This window comes from Pseudomonas sp. ATCC 43928 (assembly GCF_005938665.2).
In the GTDB taxonomy this organism is placed as follows: Bacteria; Pseudomonadota; Gammaproteobacteria; order Pseudomonadales; family Pseudomonadaceae; genus Aquipseudomonas.
Genome location: NZ_CP041753.1, coordinates 1,345,001 through 1,367,870 on the forward strand (window position 1 = coordinate 1,345,001; position 22,870 = coordinate 1,367,870).

At 58.3% G+C, this 22,870-nt stretch carries 17 protein-coding genes, 3 tRNA genes, 3 rRNA genes and 1 pseudogene (1 of these 24 only partly in view); 17 read left to right on the top strand and 7 right to left on the bottom strand.

What is annotated here, in order from left to right; genetic code table 11:
* From FFH90_RS06040 to FFH90_RS06070, 7 genes are all read left to right on the top strand, one after another.
* Positions 1-140 (top strand): 16S ribosomal RNA (locus FFH90_RS06040); it begins 1,399 nt to the left of the window's first position.
* Positions 141-303: 163 nt separating this feature from the next.
* Positions 304-380: transfer RNA gene (locus FFH90_RS06045), tRNA-Ile, on the top strand.
* Positions 381-409: 29 nt separating this feature from the next.
* A tRNA-Ala gene (locus FFH90_RS06050) sits at positions 410-485 on the top strand.
* A 246-nt stretch (positions 486-731) separates the two neighbouring features.
* A 23S ribosomal RNA gene (locus FFH90_RS06055) occupies positions 732-3,623 on the top strand.
* A gap of 155 nt (positions 3,624-3,778) precedes the next feature.
* Positions 3,779-3,894: ribosomal RNA gene (gene rrf / locus FFH90_RS06060) — 5S ribosomal RNA — on the top strand.
* The 16S, 23S and 5S rRNA genes sit together here with 2 tRNA genes alongside, the layout of an rRNA operon.
* Positions 3,895-4,047: 153 nt before the next feature.
* Complete coding sequence (locus tag FFH90_RS06065) at positions 4,048-4,713, top strand: M24 family metallopeptidase (protein WP_018926724.1); 666 nt, start codon at positions 4,048-4,050, stop codon at positions 4,711-4,713.
* Positions 4,714-4,726: 13 nt separating this feature from the next.
* Entirely contained in the window at positions 4,727-5,080 is a 354-nt protein-coding gene (locus FFH90_RS06070; RefSeq protein WP_138866850.1) for a gamma-glutamylcyclotransferase family protein, read from the top strand.
* A gap of 91 nt (positions 5,081-5,171) precedes the next feature.
* On the opposite strand, the gene FFH90_RS06075 is transcribed toward FFH90_RS06070, so the two are convergent.
* The 5 genes from FFH90_RS06075 to FFH90_RS06100 all read right to left on the bottom strand — a co-directional run bounded on the left by FFH90_RS06075 (position 5,172) and on the right by FFH90_RS06100 (position 10,924).
* Complete coding sequence (locus tag FFH90_RS06075) at positions 5,172-5,555, bottom strand: hypothetical protein (RefSeq protein WP_018926722.1); 384 nt, start codon at positions 5,553-5,555, stop codon at positions 5,172-5,174.
* A 230-nt stretch (positions 5,556-5,785) separates the two neighbouring features.
* Positions 5,786-6,007, bottom strand: coding sequence for a formate dehydrogenase subunit delta (locus FFH90_RS06085; RefSeq protein WP_018926721.1), 222 nt, complete (start codon positions 6,005-6,007; stop codon positions 5,786-5,788).
* Complete coding sequence (gene fdhF, locus FFH90_RS06090) at positions 6,004-8,892, bottom strand: formate dehydrogenase subunit alpha (RefSeq protein WP_138866851.1); 2,889 nt, start codon at positions 8,890-8,892, stop codon at positions 6,004-6,006. The genes FFH90_RS06085 and fdhF overlap by 4 nt, the downstream gene beginning before the upstream one ends.
* Complete coding sequence (locus FFH90_RS06095) at positions 8,889-10,451, bottom strand: NADH-quinone oxidoreductase subunit NuoF (protein WP_178114240.1); 1,563 nt, start codon at positions 10,449-10,451, stop codon at positions 8,889-8,891. The genes fdhF and FFH90_RS06095 overlap by 4 nt, the downstream gene beginning before the upstream one ends.
* Positions 10,448-10,924 (bottom strand): formate dehydrogenase subunit gamma, encoded by a 477-nt coding sequence (locus tag FFH90_RS06100; protein WP_018926718.1) that lies wholly within the window; start codon positions 10,922-10,924, stop codon positions 10,448-10,450. Before FFH90_RS06100 ends, FFH90_RS06095 begins: the two co-directional genes overlap by 4 nt.
* A gap of 649 nt (positions 10,925-11,573) precedes the next feature.
* On the opposite strand from FFH90_RS06100, the pseudogene FFH90_RS30620 reads away from it, so the two are divergent.
* Positions 11,574-12,491, top strand: a pseudogene (locus FFH90_RS30620) (Abi family protein).
* Between the two features lie 105 nt (positions 12,492-12,596).
* On the opposite strand, the gene FFH90_RS06110 reads toward FFH90_RS30620, so the two are convergent.
* On the bottom strand, positions 12,597-12,926 hold the full coding sequence (locus FFH90_RS06110) for a hypothetical protein (RefSeq protein ID WP_138866852.1): 330 nt from the start codon (positions 12,924-12,926) through the stop codon (positions 12,597-12,599).
* A gap of 161 nt (positions 12,927-13,087) precedes the next feature.
* A tRNA-Leu gene (locus FFH90_RS06115) sits at positions 13,088-13,172 on the bottom strand.
* Between the two features lie 107 nt (positions 13,173-13,279).
* Between FFH90_RS06115 and queA the strand changes: the two genes are divergently transcribed.
* The 9 genes from queA to FFH90_RS06160 all read left to right on the top strand — a co-directional run bounded on the left by queA (position 13,280) and on the right by FFH90_RS06160 (position 22,830).
* Positions 13,280-14,329 carry a tRNA preQ1(34) S-adenosylmethionine ribosyltransferase-isomerase QueA gene (gene queA / locus FFH90_RS06120; protein ID WP_138866853.1) on the top strand — a complete coding sequence of 350 codons (1,050 nt, stop codon included), beginning with the start codon at positions 13,280-13,282 and terminating at the stop codon, positions 14,327-14,329.
* Between the two features lie 14 nt (positions 14,330-14,343).
* Entirely contained in the window at positions 14,344-15,459 is a 1,116-nt protein-coding gene (gene tgt / locus FFH90_RS06125; RefSeq protein ID WP_019651852.1) for a tRNA guanosine(34) transglycosylase Tgt, read from the top strand.
* A 43-nt stretch (positions 15,460-15,502) separates the two neighbouring features.
* Positions 15,503-15,838 carry a preprotein translocase subunit YajC gene (yajC, locus tag FFH90_RS06130; RefSeq protein WP_007934009.1) on the top strand — a complete coding sequence of 112 codons (336 nt, stop codon included), beginning with the start codon at positions 15,503-15,505 and terminating at the stop codon, positions 15,836-15,838.
* 63 nt (positions 15,839-15,901) lie between these two features.
* Positions 15,902-17,770 (top strand): protein translocase subunit SecD, encoded by a 1,869-nt coding sequence (secD, locus tag FFH90_RS06135; RefSeq protein WP_018926707.1) that lies wholly within the window; start codon positions 15,902-15,904, stop codon positions 17,768-17,770.
* Positions 17,771-17,779: 9 nt separating this feature from the next.
* On the top strand, positions 17,780-18,694 hold the full coding sequence (secF, locus tag FFH90_RS06140) for a protein translocase subunit SecF (protein ID WP_018926706.1): 915 nt from the start codon (positions 17,780-17,782) through the stop codon (positions 18,692-18,694).
* Between the two features lie 120 nt (positions 18,695-18,814).
* Positions 18,815-19,363: a glycine zipper 2TM domain-containing protein gene (locus tag FFH90_RS06145; protein WP_018926705.1), complete on the top strand. Its 549-nt coding sequence runs from the start codon at positions 18,815-18,817 to the stop codon at positions 19,361-19,363.
* A 136-nt stretch (positions 19,364-19,499) separates the two neighbouring features.
* Positions 19,500-20,396, top strand: a complete 897-nt coding sequence (xerD, locus tag FFH90_RS06150; RefSeq protein ID WP_138866854.1) for a site-specific tyrosine recombinase XerD — start codon at positions 19,500-19,502, stop codon at positions 20,394-20,396.
* Between the two features lie 263 nt (positions 20,397-20,659).
* Positions 20,660-21,391 carry a DsbC family protein gene (locus FFH90_RS06155; RefSeq protein WP_018926704.1) on the top strand — a complete coding sequence of 244 codons (732 nt, stop codon included), beginning with the start codon at positions 20,660-20,662 and terminating at the stop codon, positions 21,389-21,391.
* 134 nt (positions 21,392-21,525) lie between these two features.
* Positions 21,526-22,830, top strand: a complete 1,305-nt coding sequence (locus FFH90_RS06160; RefSeq protein ID WP_018926703.1) for a homoserine dehydrogenase — start codon at positions 21,526-21,528, stop codon at positions 22,828-22,830.
* Positions 22,831-22,870 lie beyond the last annotated feature (40 nt).

The following is a 22,870-nucleotide window of genomic DNA, read 5'->3' on the forward strand; positions in this document are numbered from 1 at the left end:
CCGTCACACCATGGGAGTGGGTTGCACCAGAAGTAGCTAGTCTAACCTTCGGGGGGACGGTTACCACGGTGTGATTCATGACTGGGGTGAAGTCGTAACAAGGTAGCCGTAGGGGAACCTGCGGCTGGATCACCTCCTTAATCGACGACATCAGCTGCTCCATAAGTTCCCACACGAATTGCTTGATTCATTGAAGAAGACGATATGAAGCAGCCTGTATCAGGTTGTAGCTGTGTTGGTTAGAGCGCACCCCATGCTGTGTGGTAAAGAGCAGGGTGAGGTCGGCCTTAGTAGCTCGAAATTGGGTCTGTAGCTCAGTTGGTTAGAGCGCACCCCTGATAAGGGTGAGGTCGGCAGTTCGAATCTGCCCAGACCCACCAATTTTGTGTGGGAACACCTGTAGAAATACGGGGCCATAGCTCAGCTGGGAGAGCGCCTGCCTTGCACGCAGGAGGTCAACGGTTCGATCCCGTTTGGCTCCACCACTACTGCTTCTGTTGTTGAAAGCTTAGAAATGAGCATTCCATCGTGATGATGGTGAATGTTGATTTCTAGTCTTTGGCTAGATCGTTCTTTAAAAATTTGGGTATGTGATAGAAAGATAGACTGAACGTTACTTTCACTGGTAACGGATCAGGCTAAGGTAAAATTTGTGAGTTGCTCTTAATTGAGCATGCGAATTTTCGGCGAATGTCGTCTTCACAGTATAACCAGATTGCTTGGGGTTATATGGTCAAGTGAAGAAGCGCATACGGTGGATGCCTTGGCAGTCAGAGGCGATGAAAGACGTGGTAGCCTGCGAAAAGCTTCGGGGAGTCGGCAAACAGACTTTGATCCGGAGATGTCTGAATGGGGGAACCCAGCCATCATAAGATGGTTATCTTGTACTGAATACATAGGTGCAAGAGGCGAACCAGGGGAACTGAAACATCTAAGTACCCTGAGGAAAAGAAATCAACCGAGATTCCCTTAGTAGTGGCGAGCGAACGGGGACTAGCCCTTAAGTTGATTTGAGATTAGCGGAACGCTCTGGAAAGTGCGGCCATAGTGGGTGATAGCCCTGTACGCGAAAATCTCTTGTCAATGAAATCGAGTAGGACGGAGCACGAGAAACTTTGTCTGAATATGGGGGGACCATCCTCCAAGGCTAAATACTACTGACTGACCGATAGTGAACTAGTACCGTGAGGGAAAGGCGAAAAGAACCCCGGAGAGGGGAGTGAAATAGATCCTGAAACCGTATGCGTACAAGCAGTGGGAGCCCACTTTGTTGGGTGACTGCGTACCTTTTGTATAATGGGTCAGCGACTTATTTTCAGTGGCGAGCTTAACCGAATAGGGGAGGCGTAGCGAAAGCGAGTCTTAATAGGGCGTCTAGTCGCTGGGAATAGACCCGAAACCGGGCGATCTATCCATGGGCAGGTTGAAGGTTAGGTAACACTGACTGGAGGACCGAACCGACTACCGTTGAAAAGTTAGCGGATGACCTGTGGATCGGAGTGAAAGGCTAATCAAGCTCGGAGATAGCTGGTTCTCCTCGAAAGCTATTTAGGTAGCGCCTCATGTATCACTGTAGGGGGTAGAGCACTGTTTCGGCTAGGGGGTCATCCCGACTTACCAAACCGATGCAAACTCCGAATACCTACAAGTGCCGAGCATGGGAGACACACGGCGGGTGCTAACGTCCGTCGTGAAAAGGGAAACAACCCAGACCGTCAGCTAAGGTCCCAAAGTTATGGTTAAGTGGGAAACGATGTGGGAAGGCTTAGACAGCTAGGAGGTTGGCTTAGAAGCAGCCACCCTTTAAAGAAAGCGTAATAGCTCACTAGTCGAGTCGGCCTGCGCGGAAGATGTAACGGGGCTCAAACCATACACCGAAGCTACGGGTATCACTTAGGTGATGCGGTAGAGGAGCGTTCTGTAAGCCTGTGAAGGTGAGTTGAGAAGCTTGCTGGAGGTATCAGAAGTGCGAATGCTGACATGAGTAACGACAATGGGTGTGAAAAACACCCACGCCGAAAGACCAAGGTTTCCTGCGCAACGTTAATCGACGCAGGGTTAGTCGGTCCCTAAGGCGAGGCTGAAAAGCGTAGTCGATGGAAAACAGGTTAATATTCCTGTACTTCTGGTTATTGCGATGGAGGGACGGAGAAGGCTAGGCCAGCTTGGCGTTGGTTGTCCAAGTTTAAGGTGGTAGGCTGGAATCTTAGGTAAATCCGGGATTCTAAGGCCGAGAGCTGATGACGAGTGTTCTTTTAGAACACGAAGTGGTTGATGCCATGCTTCCAAGAAAAGCTTCTAAGCTTCAGGTAACCAGGAACCGTACCCCAAACCGACACAGGTGGTTGGGTAGAGAATACCAAGGCGCTTGAGAGAACTCGGGTGAAGGAACTAGGCAAAATGGCACCGTAACTTCGGGAGAAGGTGCGCCGGTGAGGGTGAAGCACTTGCTGCGTAAGCCCACGCCGGTCGAAGATACCAGGCCGCTGCGACTGTTTATTAAAAACACAGCACTCTGCAAACACGAAAGTGGACGTATAGGGTGTGACGCCTGCCCGGTGCCGGAAGGTTAATTGATGGGGTTAGCTAACGCGAAGCTCTTGATCGAAGCCCCGGTAAACGGCGGCCGTAACTATAACGGTCCTAAGGTAGCGAAATTCCTTGTCGGGTAAGTTCCGACCTGCACGAATGGCGTAACGATGGCGGCGCTGTCTCCACCCGAGACTCAGTGAAATTGAAATCGCTGTGAAGATGCAGTGTATCCGCGGCTAGACGGAAAGACCCCGTGAACCTTTACTATAGCTTTGCACTGGACTTTGAATTTGCTTGTGTAGGATAGGTGGGAGGCTTTGAAGCGTGGACGCCAGTTCGCGTGGAGCCATCCTTGAAATACCACCCTGGCAACTTTGAGGTTCTAACTCAGGTCCGTTATCCGGATCGAGGACAGTGTATGGTGGGTAGTTTGACTGGGGCGGTCTCCTCCTAAAGAGTAACGGAGGAGTACGAAGGTGCGCTCAGACCGGTCGGAAATCGGTCGTAGAGTATAAAGGCAAAAGCGCGCTTGACTGCGAGACAGACACGTCGAGCAGGTACGAAAGTAGGTCTTAGTGATCCGGTGGTTCTGTATGGAAGGGCCATCGCTCAACGGATAAAAGGTACTCCGGGGATAACAGGCTGATACCGCCCAAGAGTTCATATCGACGGCGGTGTTTGGCACCTCGATGTCGGCTCATCACATCCTGGGGCTGAAGCCGGTCCCAAGGGTATGGCTGTTCGCCATTTAAAGTGGTACGCGAGCTGGGTTTAGAACGTCGTGAGACAGTTCGGTCCCTATCTGCCGTGGACGTTTGAGATTTGAGAGGGGCTGCTCCTAGTACGAGAGGACCGGAGTGGACGAACCTCTGGTGTTCCGGTTGTCACGCCAGTGGCATTGCCGGGTAGCTATGTTCGGAATAGATAACCGCTGAAAGCATCTAAGCGGGAAACTAGCCTCAAGATGAGATCTCACTGGGACCTTGAGTCCCCTGAAGGGCCGTCGAAGACTACGACGTTGATAGGTTGGGTGTGTAAGCGCTGTGAGGCGTTGAGCTAACCAATACTAATTGCCCGTGAGGCTTGACCATATAACACCCAAGCAATTTGCTGATCCGAAAGGACACCAGATTGCGGTGTGTGAAGACGCAATGAACCGAAAGTTCGCAAGCATTCACAAAAGCCGCACAAACTATCGCATACCCAATTTGCTGAAGCGTCGAAAGACGGTTCGGTACCCGAATTTCTTGACGACCATAGAGCATTGGAACCACCTGATCCCATCCCGAACTCAGAAGTGAAACGATGCATCGCCGATGGTAGTGTGGGGTTTCCCCATGTGAGAGTAGGTCATCGTCAAGATTAAATTCCGAAACCCCTATCTGCGTATGCAGGTAGGGGTTTTGTTTTGTCCGCAGGAAAGTTTCTTCAGCCTGGATCATGGCTATATCTTTTTTACCGAATATCGCAGTATATGAAAATATATAGCGAGAATTCGTACAAAAGGAATGATCGATGACAGCGGCCCTGAGCGGTAAAGAAGCAGTAGGCGAGCATTACACGTTGGAAACGATGCGCCATGCGCAGCAGATGACCTGGAAGGCCATCGAACAGATTGCCCGGGTTGTTTCTCCCGGCATGCGCGAGTCCGAAGCCCAGTCACTGGGTAAACAGGTTCTGTCGGAACTTGGCATGGATCGCATCTGGCACCCGCTGCTGATCCGCTTTGGCGCCAATACGCTCAAGACGTTCAAACAGCGCTCCGATGGCGATCCTGTGTTGGGTGACGAAGATATTTTCTTCGTCGACATGGGCGCGGTCTGGCAAGGGCACGAAGGTGATGCAGGGGCGACGTTCACCACCGGTTCCGACCCGGAAATGATCGCCTGTGCTGCGGCCTCCCGGGAGCTTTTCAATCGGGTCGAAGGCTTTTGGCGCAGCGAGCGGGTTTCCGGCATGGAGCTTTACCGCTATGCGGCCGACCAGGCGCAAGCCATGGGGTGGAAGCTCAACCTGGACATCAAGGGCCACAGAGTCAGCGATTTCCCTCATGCCATTCACCGTGGTGGCGACCTCGGGGATTTAGACAAGTGCCCAACGACCGGCCTGTGGATTCTGGAAATCCAGATCGCCCACCCTGAGCGCCCTTTCGGAGCGTTCTACGAAGACTTGCTTATCTGATCAAGGAAACCTCATGCCAAACCAAACAGAGCAACCGGTTCTGCTGTTCTCCTACGGTACTTTGCAGGACCGGGCCGTTCAGCTGTCCACCTTCGGGCGCGAGTTGAAAGGGCGTCTGGACAGCCTGCCAGGTTACAAGCAGAACTTGGTCGAGATAACCGATCCGGTGGTGTTGGCGGCGAGTGGGAAAAGCCATCATCCGATCGTGCAGGAGAGTGGCGACCTGTCGGACGAGATCGCCGGCACTGTTTTCGAGATCACGGCCCAAGAGCTGGTCGCGGCCGACGAATACGAGGTGGCGGACTACAAACGCGTCAGTGTGACCCTCAAGTCCGGCATCAGTGCCTGGGTCTACGTACGAGCCTGACTTCCGGAAGTTTCACGCCGACGGGCAAGGACTCTCGCCGGCGATGATCATGCAGGCCCAGGCTGAAGTTCAGCAATTGCCGGGGGGATACTCATTTGCTGGGGAGGAGGATTACTGACCACACTACCAAAGTGATCGCTGCCGCCAACAGACTACACGTCCCGGCAATCAAATGACGGAAGGCGGGGTGTTCAGACTGCTTGAGTCTGGCAATCACCAAGAGCCATGTGCCGACGAAGGCGCCCATAACCGCCATCAACGTATAGAGTACGTATAAAACGATCCGTGCTGAGGAGGCTTCTCCGGGGGCAAGCCATCTATTGAACAAAACCAGCACCGCTATCCCGACAATAAAACTACCCACGGCACCTGCCAGGTTGGCGAGCCATAGATTCACAGCTCCGCGGTTCTTCACCACCCAAATCCACATCCCCACTGTCGCAGCGAGGAACACCAATACGCCAATTAGCAGCATTCAATCCTTTTCCTTGTTCGCAATAACCCTGAAACCGCCATTGGTCATCTTTGATGAGATGAGGCGATGGCAACACGATATCAAGCCGATGGGATTATGCCGAAGGATGTTGCTGACTGATGTGGATTTTGGCTGCGTTTGGCTCCGTCACTCATTTGAATACAGGAGCGACGTTAAAAACGCTGGAACGCTCCCTTGGCCCGTCTCAACAGGCCAAGGGATCTGTAAACCTAAGCCTCCCAGCCCGCGCCACTGACCGCCGCCTGCGCCAGCGGGTGCAAGTCTGCTCCCTGATGCGTCGTCTGCCAGGCCAGCAACTCCTTGCGCATGCCGGGCGTCCAGTACATCTGCAGATGATTGCGCACGCCGAGCACGGCCTGTTGCTGATCCGGTTCGCTGGCAAAGTATTGGGCGATCTGGTTGACCATCTTGATCAGGTTTTCCGTACTCATCGGCGTACCTCGGCTTTTGTCCCGGTGCTGCGTTCATGGCGACGTTCGTTGAGCAGGCGTTGTTGTTCGTCGCTGAATGCCTGATAGCGTTTTTGCCACTCGGAAGGGTGATAGACGCGGCTGACCTCCACGGCGGTGACCTTGTACTCCGGACAGTTGGTAGCCCAGTCGGAGTTGTCGGTGGTGATCACGTTGGCACCCGACTCAGGGAAGTGGAAGGTGGTGTACACCACGCCTGGGGCAACCCGTTCGGTGACTCGTGCCCGCAGTACGGTCTGGCCGGCGCGGCTGCCGATGCCGACCCAATCGCCTTCGTTGATCCCACGGCTCTCGGCGTCGGTCGGGTGGATTTCCAGGCGGTCTTCGTCGTGCCAGGCGACGTTTTCAGTACGCCGGGTCTGGGCGCCGACGTTGTACTGGCTGAGGATGCGTCCGGTGGTCAGCAGCAGCGGATAGCGACTGTTGACCTTCTCCTCGGTCGGCACGTAGCCGGTGAGCATGAAGCGCCCCTTGCCACGCACGAATTCCTCAATGTGCATGGTTGGGGTGCCGTCCGGTGCCGCGGCGTTGCACGGCCATTGCAGGCTGCCGTGACTATCCAGTGCGGCGTAGCTGACGTTGGTGAAGGTCGGCGTCAGGCTGGCGATTTCATCCATGATTTCCGACGGATGCTTGTAGTTCATCGGATAGCCCAGGGCGTTAGCCAGAGCCACGGTGCCTTCCCAGTCGGCCTTGCCGCCCAGAGGCTCCATGACCTTGCGTACCCGGGAGATGCGCCGCTCGGCGTTGGTGAAGGTGCCGTCTTTTTCCAGGAACGAGGCGCCTGGCAGGAACACATGGGCGAACTTGGCGGTTTCGTTGAGGAAAATGTCCTGCACCACGATGCATTCCATGGCCGACAGCGCCGCGGTGACGTGTTGGGTGTTGGGGTCGCTCTGGGCGATGTCTTCGCCCTGGCAGTACAGGCCCTTGAAGCTGCCGGCCAGTGCAGACTCGAACATGTTGGGAATGCGCAGGCCTGGATCGGGTTGCAGGGTGACGTTCCAGGCCTGTTCGAACTGCGTCCGTACCACCTCGTTGGAGACGTGACGGTAACCGGGCAGTTCGTGGGGGAAGGAGCCCATGTCGCAGGAGCCCTGAACGTTGTTCTGCCCACGTAACGGGTTCACGCCCACACCTTCGCGACCGATGTTGCCGGTGGCCATGGCCAGGTTGGCAATGCCCATGACCGCGGTACTGCCCTGGCTGTGCTCGGTGACGCCCAGGCCGTAGTAGATCGCCGCGTTACCGCCGGTGGCATACAAGCGTGCAGCGGCACGGATATCGGCAGGTTCTACGCCGCAGACAGGGCCAAGGGCTTCTGGCGAGTTTTCCGCTCGGCTGACGAACTCTTTCCAGTGGGCGAAATCGTTGCCCTCGCAACGGGCGTCGATAAAGGCCTGGTTGAGCAAGCCTTCGGTGACGATGACGTGGGCCAGGGCGTTGAGCATGGCGACGTTGGTGCCCGGACGCAGGGCCAGGTGCAGTTCGGCGCGGGCATGCACCGTGTCCACCAGGTCAATACGGCGTGGGTCGATGACGATCAGTCGCGCGCCTTCACGCAGGCGGCGCTTGAGCTGGGAGGCGAACACCGGGTGAGCGTCGCTGGGGTTGGCACCCATCACCAGGATCACGTCAGCCTGCATCACCGAGTCGAAACTCTGTGTGCCGGCGGACTCGCCCAGGGTTTGTTTCAGGCCATAGCCGGTCGGTGAGTGGCAGACCCGCGCACAGGTGTCGACGTTGTTGTTGCCGAACGCGGCGCGCACCAGTTTTTGCACCAGGTAGGTTTCTTCGTTGGTGCAACGGCTGGAGGTGATGCCACCAATGGAATCGCGGCCGTATTTTTGCTGCAACCGGCGGAATTCGCTGGCGGCGTAAGTCACCGCTTCATCCCAGCTGACTTCCTGCCAAGGGTCGTTAATGGACTTGCGGATCATCGGCTTGGTGATGCGATCCGGGTGAGTCGCGTAGCCCCAGGCAAAGCGCCCCTTGACGCAGGAGTGGCCGTGGTTGGCCTGGCCGTTCTTGTCTGGAACCATGCGCACCAGTTGGTCGCCTTTCATCTCGGCGCGGAACGAACAGCCCACACCGCAATAGGCGCAGGTGGTGATCACACTGTGTTCGGGCTGACCCAGTTCGACCACACTTTTTTCCATCAGCGTCGCGGTCGGGCAGGCTTGCACACAGGCGCCGCAGGACACGCATTCCGAGTCGAGGAAGTCCTCGCCACCGGCGGCCGCGACCCGGGATTCGAACCCGCGCCCGGTAATGGTCAGGGCAAACGTACCCTGGGTTTCTTCGCAGGCGCGCACGCAGCGGTTGCAGACGATGCACTTGCTCGGGTCGTAGTCGAAGTACGGGTTGGACGTGTCCTTCACGTCGTCCAGATGGTTCTCGCCCTCATAGCCGTAACGCACTTCCCGCAGGCCGACCTGGCCGGCGACGGTTTGCAGCTCGCAGTTGCCGTTGGCCGAGCAGGTCAGGCAATCCAGCGGGTGATCGGAGATGTACAGCTCCATGACGTTGCGGCGCAGGGTCGCGAGCTTCGGCGTCTGGGTGTGCACGGTCATGCCTTCGCTGACCGGCGTGGTGCAGGATGCGGGGTAGCCGCGCATGCCGTCGATTTCCACCAGGCACATGCGGCAGGAGCCGAACGCTTCCAGGCTGTCGGTGGCGCATAATTTGGGAATGGTGGTGCCCAGCAGCGCAGCGGCGCGCATCACCGAGGTGCCTTCGGGCACGCTGATGCTTTGGCCGTCGATGTTCAGGGTGACTTGCACCTGGCTTTCGCGGGCCGGGGTACCCAGATCCATATCGGTTTTCGGGTCGAATACAGTGATCATTGCTCGGCCTCCGAGGCTTGCAGACCGAAGTCGGCGGGGAAGTGCTTGAGGGCGCTGACGACCGGATAGGAGGTCATGCCGCCCAACGCGCACAGCGAACCGTATTGCATTGTGTCGCACAGGTCCTTGAGGATGATCGCCTGCTCATCGCGACCGTTCTGGTCAGGCGCAGCGAGCAGGCGGTCGATCACCTCAACGCCCCGGGTCGAGCCGATACGGCATGGGGTGCATTTGCCACAGGATTCCTCGGCGCAGAACTGCATGGCGAAGCGCGCCATGTGGGCCATGTCCAGGCTGTCGTCAGCCACCACCACACCACCGTGACCGAGCATTGCGCCGATGGCGGCGAAGGCTTCGTAATCCAGCGGCGTGTCGAATTGCGAGGGTGGCACCCACGCACCGAGAGGGCCGCCAACCTGCGCGGCCTTCAGCGGCCGGCCACTGGCGGTCCCGCCGCCGTAGTCTTCCACCAATTCCCGCAGGGTCAGGCCAAAGGCCCGTTCCACCAGACCGCCGTGACGAATATTACCCGCCAGCTGGAAGGGCATGGTGCCCAGGGAACGGCCCATGCCGTAGTCGCGATAGAACTGCGCGCCCTTGGCCATAATCATTGGCACCGAGGCCAGCGTCAGCACGTTGTGCACCAGGGTCGGCAGGCCGAACAGGCCCTGCAAGGCCGGGATTGGCGGCTTGGCGCGGACGATCCCGCGCTTGCCTTCGAGGGAGTCCAGCAGTGCGGTTTCCTCACCGCAGATGTAAGCGCCGGCACCGACACGCACTTCCATGTCGAAGGCCAATCCGCTGCCGCCGACATTGGCGCCGAGGTAACCGGCGGCCCGGGCGATGTCCAGCGCCTCGCGCAAGGTGGCCACGGCCTGTGGATATTCCGAGCGCACATAGATGTAGCCGTAGCTGGCGCCGACGGTGATGCCGGCAATGGCCATGCCTTCGATCAGCAGGAAGGGGTCGCCTTCCATCAACATGCGGTCGGCAAAGGTGCCGGAGTCGCCTTCGTCGGCGTTGCACACAATGTATTTCTGCGTCGCTTGGGTAGCGCGCACCGTGCGCCATTTGATCCCGGCCGGGAAAGCCGCGCCGCCACGGCCACGCAGGCCCGAATCGAATACTGCAGTCGCGGTCTGCTCGCCGCCCAGAGCGATGGCCTGGGTCAAGCCCTCGAAGCCGCCGTGAGCCCGGTAATCCTCCAACGACAGCGGCCGGGTAATACCGGCGCGGGCGAACAGCAGGCGTTGTTGGCTCTTCAGATAAGACAACTCCTCCACCAGCCCCAAGGCCAGCGGATGAGCGGACGGCTCGCCTTGCAGCGCATCGAGCACGGACGGCACATCGGCAGCGGTCAGCGGGCCGAAGCCGATACGACCTTGCGGGCTGTCCATTTCCAGCAGCGGTTCCAGCCAGTACAGGCCGCGCGAGCTGGTGCGTTGCAAGTCCAGCGGCAGACCGCGCTCCCGGGCCTGAGTGGTCAGGGCCACGGCCACCTCATCGGCGCCTACGGCACGGGCAAGAGAATCACAGGGCAGATAAAGCGTCGGCATCATGCGTCCTCCTGGCAAGCGTTGAGCAGGGCATCCAGGCGTTCGGCAGTGAGCCGCGCATGCACCTGACCATCCAGCTCCAGGGCAGGCGAGCAGGCGCAGGCGCCGAGGCAATACACCGGGCGCAGACTGATGTTGCCGTCGGCACTGCTGCCGTGGTCGTCCAGTTGCAGGCGGTCGCGCAATTGCGCCGCGAGCTGCTCGGCGCCGCGGCTCTGGCAGGACTCGGCCCGGCACAGACGCAGGATATGTCGGGCAGGAGGCGCGGTACGGAAGTCATGGTAGAAGCTGATCACCCCGCGAACCTCGGCCTGACTCAGGTTGAGGGCGTGGGCAATCTCGGGAACGGCGGCATCGGGGATATAACCGATGCCCTCCTGAATTTCATGAAGGATCGGCAACAATGCGCCGGGCAAACCCTTGTGGCGCTCCAGCAGGCTGTTGACCATAGGCAGGTGCAACATCTCATCAGACATACAGCATTCCTCACGGTCACGGACAAACCAGGCGGTTGTCGGTCGTCCGAAAGTGTCGGCTGCGGCGTTCACACCACGTCACGGTTTCGTGGCATTTTCAGGCCGTTGGCCAGGGCACCCTGAGTGGGCATCTTGTTGTGCCCGGCGCGGTCTTTGCCGCACCTCTTCAGGCATATCACGCAGCTTGCCACGCCGCCTTTGAATCATCCGCACCAAAGCGACGTGTTCGGTTCTGCCTACGACTATCCATTAAGTCTAGATGAGCGGGGCGTGGGGCGCTCACGCACTGGCTCAATGCTTTGAGGGCTTGTCGATGGAGGATGTATAGCAAGCATTACTGGTGAGAAACAGCATCAGATCCGTGGGGGATTTCAGGGAGCAGATGCGTCTGATTGATCGGTTATTGGCCACCTCCGATGACGGAGATAATATCCCTACCGCTATTTCGGAATGGCCTGACAACAATCCGCAGCACTCTGTTTTAGGCTGCTCACAAGCATCCCAATCGCGCCCGATCCTCTGGTGCTGGCTTAGTCCGGCATTACGTTCGGGCCTTCTTGTTTCTGGAACATGGAAGTTGTCTAGCCCAGCCCCTCCGAAGCCGTTCCGTACATACGCTGATTTGGTTGCGTTGCTGGCCAGCAGGGGTATGGAAATCCATGACCCGTCTCGTGCAGAACGCAAGCTCGCGCAGCTAGGGTATTACCGTCTCAGCGGTTACTGGTACCCGGCGCGAGAGTTCAAGATGAACGGCCTGCAGCAAGACGTCTGCTCGGTTACGGGCAAGCCTTTTCGTCTCGACACTTTCCAGGTCGCCACCTCTTTCGACACGATCGTAGACCTTTACAGGTTCGATAAACGATTGCGAATGCTGATGCTGGATGCAGTCGAGCGTCTGGAGGTTAACCTCAAGACGGTGATGGCTCACGAGGTTGGATATCACGACCCGATGGCCTACGCCAATGTGAAATTCATTCTGCACAAATGGACTCAACCGTACACGGACCGCCGTGGCAATACGCGAAACAAGTGGACAGAGTGGAGTGTGAAGCAACAGTCGCACATTGCACGGAGTAAAGAGGACTGTATTCATTGGCACTTGCGAGCCGGTAAGTCCATTCCCGTATGGGTCGCGGTGGAGGCATGGGATTTCGGGGATCTCTCGGAGTTTTTCGAGCTGCTCAATAGCAAGTATTAAAATCTCATACTCACGCGCCTCGGCTTGAACAACGCCAAGATGCTCAGTCGATGGATGCAGCAAACCAGCCATTTGCGCAACCGCTGTGCGCACCATACGCGTATCTGGAATCAGGCTTCGCCCAACCCGTTAGCGGTCCACGCCGCCCCGTATTTTCAGACGTTGGGGCTGGATCAATATGCGCTCAAGCGGCTGTACGGATTAGTCGCGGTCATTTGGTTTCTGCTGCAGAGAATTGCACCAACTTCGACCTGGATCCGCGAAGTTGCGGATCTGATAGACACCAAGCCTTCTATGCCGGGCTGCACTTTCAAAGCGATGGGGTTCCCGGATGAAACAGGGTTCCCTCGGAAACTGTTCGGGATTTAGCTGGCTTCTGGGGAAAAGGGGGCAGATTTATTATTGGATAAGACGTGGCGACCAACTCGGTCCGGCTACCGAGCGCTACCGCTTTTTGGGTCGCCCAACCTTAATTTATTGAATGTCTTTCAAATAATCCTTGAGCGCAACGAGCGGGACATCAAGCTGCTCAATCGTCTGAATCCCGGCAAATTCAACCGCCAACCTCTGCAACTCCCGCCCCAACGGCTTATCCACACCACCGATGGCTTCCAGCGCCAATCCCACACACTCATCCACTTTCAACTGAATCGCCTCAACATCCCCCCGACGTACCAGCAACTCAAACACATCCCGCTGGTAATCACCCATGACCAGATCGTCACGCAAAATCGGACTTGAATCTTCCGTCTCGTAAGCCAGTTTGAGAGAGAAGAGGGCAACAGTTTCCAGCTGCAATTCCATGAGGGAATCCTTGTGAAATGTTCCGCCGGTGCGGGACGTGCGTAAGAGAAGCAAGATCAAAAGATCGCAACCTTCGGCGGCCCCTACACGACAGCGGTGCGGGCAATGGCTTTTCTACAGACGAAAAAAAAGGCCTTGCAAAGCAAGACCTTTCTTAATTTTGGTGCCCCGAGGGAGACTCGAACTCCCACTCCTTTCGAAAACGGATTTTGAATCCGCCGCGTCTACCAATTCCGCCATCAGGGCTCAATGGCGGCGAAGTATAGAGAGGTGAATACCGCTGGTCAATCAGGTACATGGAGAATTTTTGATATTTCCGCTAGACTTCCCGGCCCTGCTAGACGAACCCCATCATGCGCGTTGCTGACTTTACCTTCGAGCTCCCTGATTCGCTGATTGCTCGCCATCCTTTGGCCGAGCGTCGCGGTAGTCGCCTGTTGACCCTGGATGGGGTCAGCGGCGCCCTGGCACACCGTCAATTCACTGATTTGCTTGAGCATTTGCGCCCAGGCGATTTGATGGTGTTCAACAATACCCGGGTGATTCCGGCGCGGCTGTTTGGCCAGAAAGCTTCCGGCGGCAAGCTGGAAATTCTGGTGGAGCGGGTGCTCGACAGTCATCGCGTGCTGGCCCATGTGCGTTCCAGCAAATCGCCCAAGCCCGGCTCGAAGATTTTGATCGACGGCGGTGGCGAGGCCGAGATGCTGGCGCGTCACGATGCGTTGTTCGAACTGGGGTTTGCCGAAGAGGTGTTGCCGCTGCTCGACCGTGTCGGGCACATGCCGTTGCCTCCTTATATAGACCGCCCGGATGAAGGCTCGGACCGCGAGCGTTATCAGACGGTGTACGCCGAGCGCCTGGGCGCGGTGGCGGCGCCGACGGCGGGGCTGCATTTCGATCAGCCGCTGATGGAGGCGATTGCCGCCAAGGGCGTCGAGACCGCATTCGTGACCTTGCACGTCGGCGCAGGCACTTTCCAGCCAGTGCGTGTGGAGAAGATCGAAGATCACCACATGCACAGCGAATGGCTGGAAGTCGGCCAGGACGTGGTCGATGCCGTTGCGGCCTGCCGCGCTCGCGGCGGTCGTGTGGTGGCCGTGGGGACCACCAGCGTGCGTTCCCTGGAAAGTGCCGCGCGCGATGGCGTGCTCAAGCCGTTCAGTGGCGACACCGATATCTTTATCTACCCAGGCCGGCCGTTTCATGTGGTCGATGCCCTGGTCACCAACTTCCATTTGCCCGAATCCACGCTGTTGATGCTGGTTTCGGCGTTCGCCGGTTATCCCGAGACCATGGCCGCTTATAAAGCCGCCGTCGACAACGAATACCGCTTTTTCAGCTACGGTGATGCGATGTTTATCACCCGTAATCCCGCACCACGTGGCCCTGAGGACAAAGAATGAGTCGCCAAAGTCGTATGTCGTTTGAGTTGCTTGCTACTGACGGCAAGGCGCGTCGCGGTCGTTTGACCTTCCCGCGCGGTACCGTCGAGACCCCGGCGTTCATGCCGGTGGGCACGTACGGTACGGTCAAGGGCATGCTGCCGCGGGATATCGTCGCCACCGGCGCGGAAATCATTCTGGGCAACACCTTCCACTTGTGGCTGCGTCCTGGCACCGAAGTGATCAAGAAGCACGGCGACCTGCACGATTTCATGCAGTGGAAAGGCCCGATTCTGACCGACTCCGGCGGTTTCCAGGTGTTCAGCCTGGGCGCCATGCGCAAGATCAAGGAGGAGGGCGTGACCTTCGCTTCTCCGGTCGACGGCGCCAAAGTGTTCATGGGCCCGGAAGAGTCGATGCAGGTCCAGCGTGACCTGGGCTCCGACATTGTGATGATTTTCGACGAATGCACCCCGTACCCGGCCGACGAAGACGTCGCTCGCGTATCGATGGAGCTGTCGTTGCGCTGGGCTCAGCGTTCGAAAAACGCCCATGGCGACAACACGGCGGCGTTGTTCGGCATCGTGCAGGGCGGCATGCACCAGGATCTGCGCATGCGCTCCTTGGAAGGCCTCGACAAGATCGGCTTCGACGGCCTGGCCATCGGCGGTCTGTCGGTGGGCGAGCCCAAGCACGAGATGATCAAGGTGCTCGATTACCTGCCGGGTCAGATGCCGGCTGACAAACCTCGTTACCTTATGGGCGTTGGCAAACCGGAAGATCTGGTTGAGGGTGTGCGCCGCGGTGTGGACATGTTCGATTGCGTGATGCCAACCCGTAATGCCCGCAACGGGCATCTGTTCATTGATACAGGCGTGCTGAAGATCCGTAACGCGTTCCATCGCCATGATGATTCGCCGCTGGATCCGACCTGCGATTGCTATACCTGCCAGAACTTCTCCCGCGCTTATCTGCATCACCTGGACAAGTGCGGCGAAATGCTGGGAAGCATGCTCAATACCATCCATAACTTGCGCCATTATCAAGTGCTTATGGCTGGTTTGCGCGAGGCTATTCAACAGGGTACATTGGCCGCCTTTGTCGATGCCTTCTACGCCAAACGCGGGTTGCCTGTTCCGCCTTTGGACTGAGTTTTCTGACCCCAAGATTCAACATTTGCAACTGGAGTGCTAAATGAGCTTTTTTATCTCTAATGCCATGGCTGACGCTGCTGCACCTGCGGCAGGCCCGATGGGCGGCGGCTTTGAGTGGATTTTCCTAGTCGGTTTCCTGGTCATCTTCTACCTGATGATCTGGCGTCCACAGGCCAAGCGCGCCAAAGAGCAGAAGAACCTGCTGAGCAGCCTGCAAAAAGGTGACGAAGTTGTGACCACCGGTGGTATCGCCGGCAAAATCACCAAAGTGTCCGACGACTTCGTGGTTCTGGAAGTTTCCGACACCGTTGAAATGAAGTTCCAGAAAGGCGCCATCGCCGCCACGCTGCCAAAAGGCACGCTCAAAGCGATCTAAGTTACAACTTCTACTCAATCGACGGGGCGCGCAAGGCGCCCCGCGTCATAAGCGGGCGGCGTGATGCTGAACAAATACCCTCTGTGGAAATACATTCTGATCCTGGCGGTGCTGGCGGTCGGTCTGATTTATTCCGCTCCCAATCTATATCCTGACGACCCGGCCATTCAGGTCAGCGGTGCAAGCACTGCGCTGCAAGTCAATCAGGCTGATCTGGACCGTGTGAGCACCGCGCTCAAGGAATCCGGGATCAACGTCAAGGCGGCCACGCTGGCGGCAAACGGCAAGGGCGGTCTGATTCGCCTGGTCAAGGCTGAAGACCAGTTGCCAGCCAAAGACGTTGTGCGCAAGGCATTGGGCGATGACTACGTCGTTGCACTGAACCTGGCGCAAACCACCCCGCAATGGCTGCGCAGCCTGGGCGCGCACCCGATGAAGCTGGGTCTGGACTTGTCCGGTGGTGTGCACTTCCTGCTGGAAGTGGACATGGACAAAGCCCTCGACGCACGCCTGAAAGTCTACGAAGGCGATGTGAAGAGCCTGTTGCGCAAAGAGAAACTGCGCTATCGCAGCCTGCCGCAACTGGGCGGTGCCATTCAGCTGGGCTTCACTGATGAAGACTCCCGCGAACAGGCCCGTGCGCTGATCCGCAAGAACTTCAACGATTTCGACATTGTTCCGGCCGACCTCAATGGCCAACCGGTACTGCGTCTGGCGATGACCCCGGCCAAGCTGGCGGAAATCCGCGAATACTCCATCAAGCAGAACTTGACCACGGTACGTAACCGCGTCAACGAGCTGGGTGTTGCCGAACCTATCGTTCAGCGCCAGGGCGCCAACCGCATCGTGGTTGAGCTGCCGGGCGTGCAAGACACCGCAGAAGCCAAGCGTATCCTCGGCAAGACGGCCAACCTGGAGTTCCGTCTGGCGGCTGAGCCTGGCGCTTCGAAAGCCACTTCCGAGGAATTCGAGTTCCGTGAAGGCAAGCGTCCTCCGGCTCTGATCGAGCGTGGCCTGATCATCACCGGTGACCAGGTGACTGACGCCAAGGCGGGCTTCGGCGAGCACGGTACGCCAGAAGTGAACATCCGTCTGGATGGTCACGGTGGCGAGCTGATGAGTCGTGCGACTCGCAGCAACGTCGGCCGCAGCATGGCGGTGATCTTCATCGAACAGCGTCCGGTCACCACTTACGTCAAGCAAGTGGTCAACGGCGTCGAGAAAGACGTGCCGGTCCAGACGTTCAAGGAAGAGAAGAAGATCATCAGCCTGGCGACCATCCAGTCGCCGCTGGGTGCCCAGTTCCGCATCACTGGCCTGAACGGCCAGGGCGAATCGTCCGAGCTGGCGCTGTTGCTGCGTGCCGGTGGTCTGGCGGCTCCGATGTACTTCGCTGAAGAGCGCACCATTGGCCCAAGCCTGGGTGCCGACAACATCACCAAAGGTATCGATGCTTCGTTGTGGGGCATGCTGTTTGTCTCGCTGTTCATCATGGCCATCTACCGCTTCTTCGGCCTCATCGCCACCGTCGCGCTGGCAGTGAACATGGTGATGCTGCTGGCCTTGATGTCGCTGCTGGGTGCAACGCTGACCCTGCCGGGTATCGCCGGTATCGTATTGACCATGGGTATGGCGGTCGACGCCAACGTCCTGATCTTCTCGCGGATACGTGAAGAGATCGCGGCGGGCATGACCGTACAACGGGCAATCAACGAAGGCTTCGGCCGGGCATTCACCGCGATTCTCGACGCCAACCTGACAACTTTGTTGGTGGGCGGGATTCTCTTTGCCATGGGCACCGGCCCAGTCAAAGGGTTCGCCGTGACCATGTCCCTCGGGATCTTTACCTCGATGTTCACGGCCATCATGGTGACCCGCGCGATGGTCAACCTGATCTTCGGCGGTCGTGACTTCAAGAAGTTGTGGATTTAAGGGGCTGCCATGTTACGTACAATCAACTTCATGGGCGTTCGCAACTTTGCGTTCGGCGTCACATTGTTCCTTACCGCGCTGGCAATGTTCAGTGTCTTTCATAAGGGCATGAACTGGGGCCTGGACTTCACCGGCGGTACGCTCATCGAGCTGACCTACGAGCGTCCGGCCGATGTCACCAAGGTGCGTGAGCAACTGGCTACAGCCGGTTATCACGAAGCCATCGTGCAGAACTTCGGTGCGACTACCGATCTTCTGGTGCGCATGCCTGGCGAAGACCCGCAACTGGGTCACCAGGTGGCTGAAGCGCTGCAGAAAGTCGGCGGCGACAACCCGGCTCAGGTCAAGCGTGTCGAGTTCGTCGGCCCGCAGGTCGGTGAAGAACTGCGTGACCAGGGCGGCCTCGGCATGCTGATGGCGCTGGGCGGCATCCTGATCTACCTGGCTTTCCGCTTTCAGTGGAAGTTTGCGGTCGGTGCGATCGTGTCCTTGATCCACGACGTTATCGTGACCGTCGGTATCCTGTCGTTCTTCCAGATCACCTTCGACCTGACGGTGCTGGCGGCGGTGCTGGCGATCATCGGTTACTCGCTCAACGACACCATCGTGGTATTCGACCGGGTTCGTGAGAACTTCCGCGTCCTGCGCAAGGCCAGCCTGATCGAGAACATCAACATCTCGACCACGCAAACCCTGCTGCGGACCATGGCGACGTCGATCTCCACCTTGCTGGCGATCGCGGCCCTGTTGTTCTTCGGTGGCGACAACCTGTTCGGTTTCTCCATTGCCCTGTTCATCGGTGTTCTGGCGGGTACTTACTCCTCGATCTACATCGCGAACGTGGTGCTGATCTGGCTGAACCTGAACAGCGAAGACCTGATTCCTGTGGCGACGAGCGAGAAGGAAGTCGACGACCGTCCATAACGGTTATCTTTTTCCTGCTGCAAGCCGAGAAGGCGCGAGTGTTGAACTCGCGCCTTTTTTCATGCTCCAAGGCTGGGAGAAGCGCGGGTTTGTCCCGTCTGTTATAGCCAGGAGGTTCATGTGAACAAGTCGTTGCTGGTTGGTGCGGTATTGGGTGCTGTCGGTGTGACTGCCGGTGGTGCTGTTGCCACCTACAAACTGGTTAAAAGCGGCCCTGAGTATGCACAAGTGCTGGCCGTTGAACCGGTCAAGACACAAATCAAGACTCCACGTGAAGTGTGCAAGGACGTTACGGTGACCCGGCAAGCGCCGGTGAAAGACCAACACCAGATCGCCGGTACGGTGGTCGGCGCCCTGGCTGGTGGCCTGTTGGGCAATCAGATCGGCGGCGGTACAGGCAAGAAAATCGCCACAGTGGCCGGTGCGGTCGGCGGCGGTTATGCGGGTAACAAGGTGCAGGAAGGCATGCAGGAGCGTGACACCTACACCACGACTCAGACTCGCTGTAACACGGTCAATGACATCAGCGACAAGGTCGTAGGCTACGACGTTCGTTATTCGCTGGACGGCAAGGAAGGCAAGGTGCGGATGGATCGCGATCCAGGCAATCAGATTCCGGTCGACAAGGATGGCAAGCTGATCCTGGGGCAGAACGAACCGGCCCGGTAATGAGCTGAGCGTCTACTCAAAAAGAAGCATCCCGCAAGGGATGCTTTTTTTGTGCCCGAATTTCATGTGTCACCTTCAACGTGTTATGCAAGACTCTTCATTTTTGCGGCCTTTTGCCCGCCAGTCCTGAGCCCCCATGCCTGCCATCGATCATCCCCTGATAGACCAGTTCCTCGACGCCCTGTGGCTGGAGAAAGGCCTTTCCGATAACACCCGCGATGCCTATCGCAGCGACCTGGCTTTGTTCAACGGCTGGTTGCAGGAGAAGGGCCTGGAGCTGATCAACGCCGGGCGCGAGTTGATCCTCGATCACTTGGCCTGGCGCCTGGAGCAAAACTACAAACCCCGTTCTACGGCGCGATTCCTTTCCGGTGTGCGTGGTTTCTATCGCTATTTGTTGCGGGAAAAGCTGATTGCCGTGGATCCGACCCTGCGCGTGGATATGCCGCAAATGGGTAGGCCATTGCCTAAATCCTTGTCGGAAGCCGATGTGGAGGCCTTGCTGGCTGCGCCGGACTTGAGCGAGGCCATCGGTCAGCGTGATCGCGCCATGCTTGAGGTGCTTTACGCGTGTGGCTTGCGGGTGACGGAGCTGATCAGCCTGACGCTGGAACAGGTCAACCTGCGCCAGGGCGTGCTGCGGGTGATGGGCAAGGGCAGCAAGGAGCGGCTGGTGCCGATGGGCGAGGAGGCGATTGTCTGGGTCGAGCGTTACATGCGCGATGCCCGTGGCGAGTTGCTGGGCGGGCGTCCCAGCGATGTGCTGTTCCCCAGCCTGCGCGGTGAGCAGATGACCCGCCAGACCTTCTGGCATCGCATCAAGCACCAGGCCAAGGTCGCCGGGATCGGCAAATCGCTGTCGCCGCATACCTTGCGTCATGCCTTCGCCACGCACCTGCTCAACCACGGTGCCGACCTTCGGGTGGTGCAAATGTTGCTCGGCCACAGCGATCTCTCCACCACCCAGATCTATACTCACGTCGCCCGGGCGCGCTTGCAGGATCTGCATGCCAAGCATCACCCCAGAGGCTAATCAATGCGGGATGGTTACAAACCCTGTGGCGAGGGGGCTTGCCCCCGTTCGGCTGCGCAGCAGTCGTCAAGCCTCACGCCTCGGTCCATATGTCGGATAGGGATCGCCAAAGAGGGGCTGCTTCGCAACCCAACGGGGGCAAGCCCCCTCGCCACACGGGCCTTATGTGGTAGGCTTTGCCGGTTTGCACGATGGGCGGTTATGACCCGGTGTTTCGGCACGGGCGTTCTGATCGTCCCATTTGTCCGCCTTCAGGAGTTCTCATGCGTCTGACCCAGATTTTCGCCGCTGCAGCCATTGCGTTGGTCAGCACCTTTGCCGTCGCCGATGACGCGGCCGACCAAGCCATTCGTAAAAGCCTGGAAAACCTCCAGCTCGACGTGCCGGTCGAAACCATCACCGCCAGCCCGCTGCCAGGTCTGTACGAAGTCAAGCTCAAGGGCAGCCGCGTGCTTTACGCCAGCGCCGACGGCCAATACGTGGTTCAGGGCTACCTGTTCCAGCTCAAGGACGGTAAACCGGTCAACCTGACCGAGAAGACCGAACGCCTGGGCATTGCCAAACTGATCAATGGCATTCCTGTGGCTGAAACCGTGGTCTACCCGGCCATCGGCGAAACCAAGTCGCACATCACCGTGTTCACCGACACCACTTGCCCGTATTGCCACAAGCTGCACGCCGAAGTGCCTGAGCTGAACAAGCGCGGCATCGAAGTGCGTTATGTTGCGTTCCCGCGCCAGGGCCTGGGCTCGCCGGGTGACGAGCAACTGCAAGCCGTGTGGTGTTCGAAAGACAAGAAAGCCGCCATGGACAAAATGGTCGATGGCAAGGAAATCAAGGCCGCCAAGTGCGATAACCCGGTGTCCAAGCAGTTTGCCCTCGGTCAGTCGATTGGCGTGAACGGTACACCGGCCATCGTTTTGGCTGACGGTCAGGTCATTCCGGGCTACCAGCCTGCGCCACAAGTCGCCAAACTGGCACTGGGCGCGAAGTAAATTCGCATCGTCACGGCCAGCCTTTGACGAGCGTGGTCCGGCGGCAACATTTGCCGGGCCATCAATAGAGAGCCGCGAACCTGCGGCTGTTTTCACGGCCGGCCTCGAGTCGGCCGTTTTATGGGGAGTTCACAGTGAAACCGGTCAAAGTAGGCATCTGTGGGTTAGGGACCGTCGGTGGCGGTACCTTCAACGTACTTCAGCGCAACGCCGAGGAAATTGCTCGTCGTGCCGGGCGTGGAATCGAAGTGGCACAAATTGCCATGCGCACGCCAAAGCCTCAGTTCCAGACGACCGGTATTGCGATTACCAACGATGTCTTCGAAGTGGCCACGAACCCTGAGATCGACATCGTCATAGAGCTGATGGGCGGCTATACCGTTGCCCGCGAGCTGGTACTCAAGGCCATCGAGAATGGCAAGCATGTGGTCACCGCGAACAAGGCACTGATTGCCGTTCACGGTAATGAAATTTTCGCCAAGGCTCGCGAGAAGGGCGTGATCGTTGCGTTCGAAGCGGCCGTGGCCGGCGGCATCCCGGTGATCAAGGCGATCCGTGAAGGCCTGTCCGCCAACCGTATCAACTGGGTGGCCGGCATCATCAACGGCACCGGCAACTTTATCCTCACCGAAATGCGTGAGAAGGGCCGGACCTTCGAAGACGTGCTGGCCGAAGCGCAAGCCCTGGGTTACGCCGAAGCCGACCCGACGTTCGACGTCGAAGGCATCGACGCAGCCCACAAGCTGACGATCCTGGCGTCCATCGCGTTCGGCATTCCGCTGCAATTCGACAAGGCCTACACCGAAGGCATCACCAAGCTGACCACCGCTGACGTGAACTACGCCGAAGCGCTGGGCTATCGCATCAAGCACCTGGGCGTGGCGCGCAGCACCGCGGCCGGTATCGAGTTGCGCGTGCACCCGACGCTGATCCCGGCCGATCGCCTGATCGCCAACGTCAACGGCGTGATGAACGCGGTGATGGTCAACGGTGATGCTGCCGGTTCGACCCTGTTCTACGGTGCTGGCGCCGGTATGGAACCGACCGCTTCGTCGGTAATCGCCGATCTGGTGGACGTGGTTCGCGCCATGACCTCCGACCCGGAAAACCGTGTACCGCACCTGGCCTTCCAGCCGGATTCGCTGTCGGCCCACCCGATCCTGCCGATCGAAGCCTGCGAAAGCGCTTACTACCTGCGCATTCAGGCCAAGGACCATCCGGGCGTGTTGGCCCAGGTGGCGAGCATCCTGTCGGAGCGCGGCATCAACATCGAATCGATCATGCAGAAGGAAGTCGAGGAACACGACGGCCTGGTGCCGATGATCCTGCTGACCCATCGTGTGCTGGAACAGCACATCAACGATGCGATCGCTGCCCTGGAAGCCTTGGCGGGCGTGGTCGGTCCGGTTGTACGGATCCGCGTCGAGCACCTGAACTAAGCCGTTATCGTTCACCGGGCCCGCACGCGGGCCCGGCATT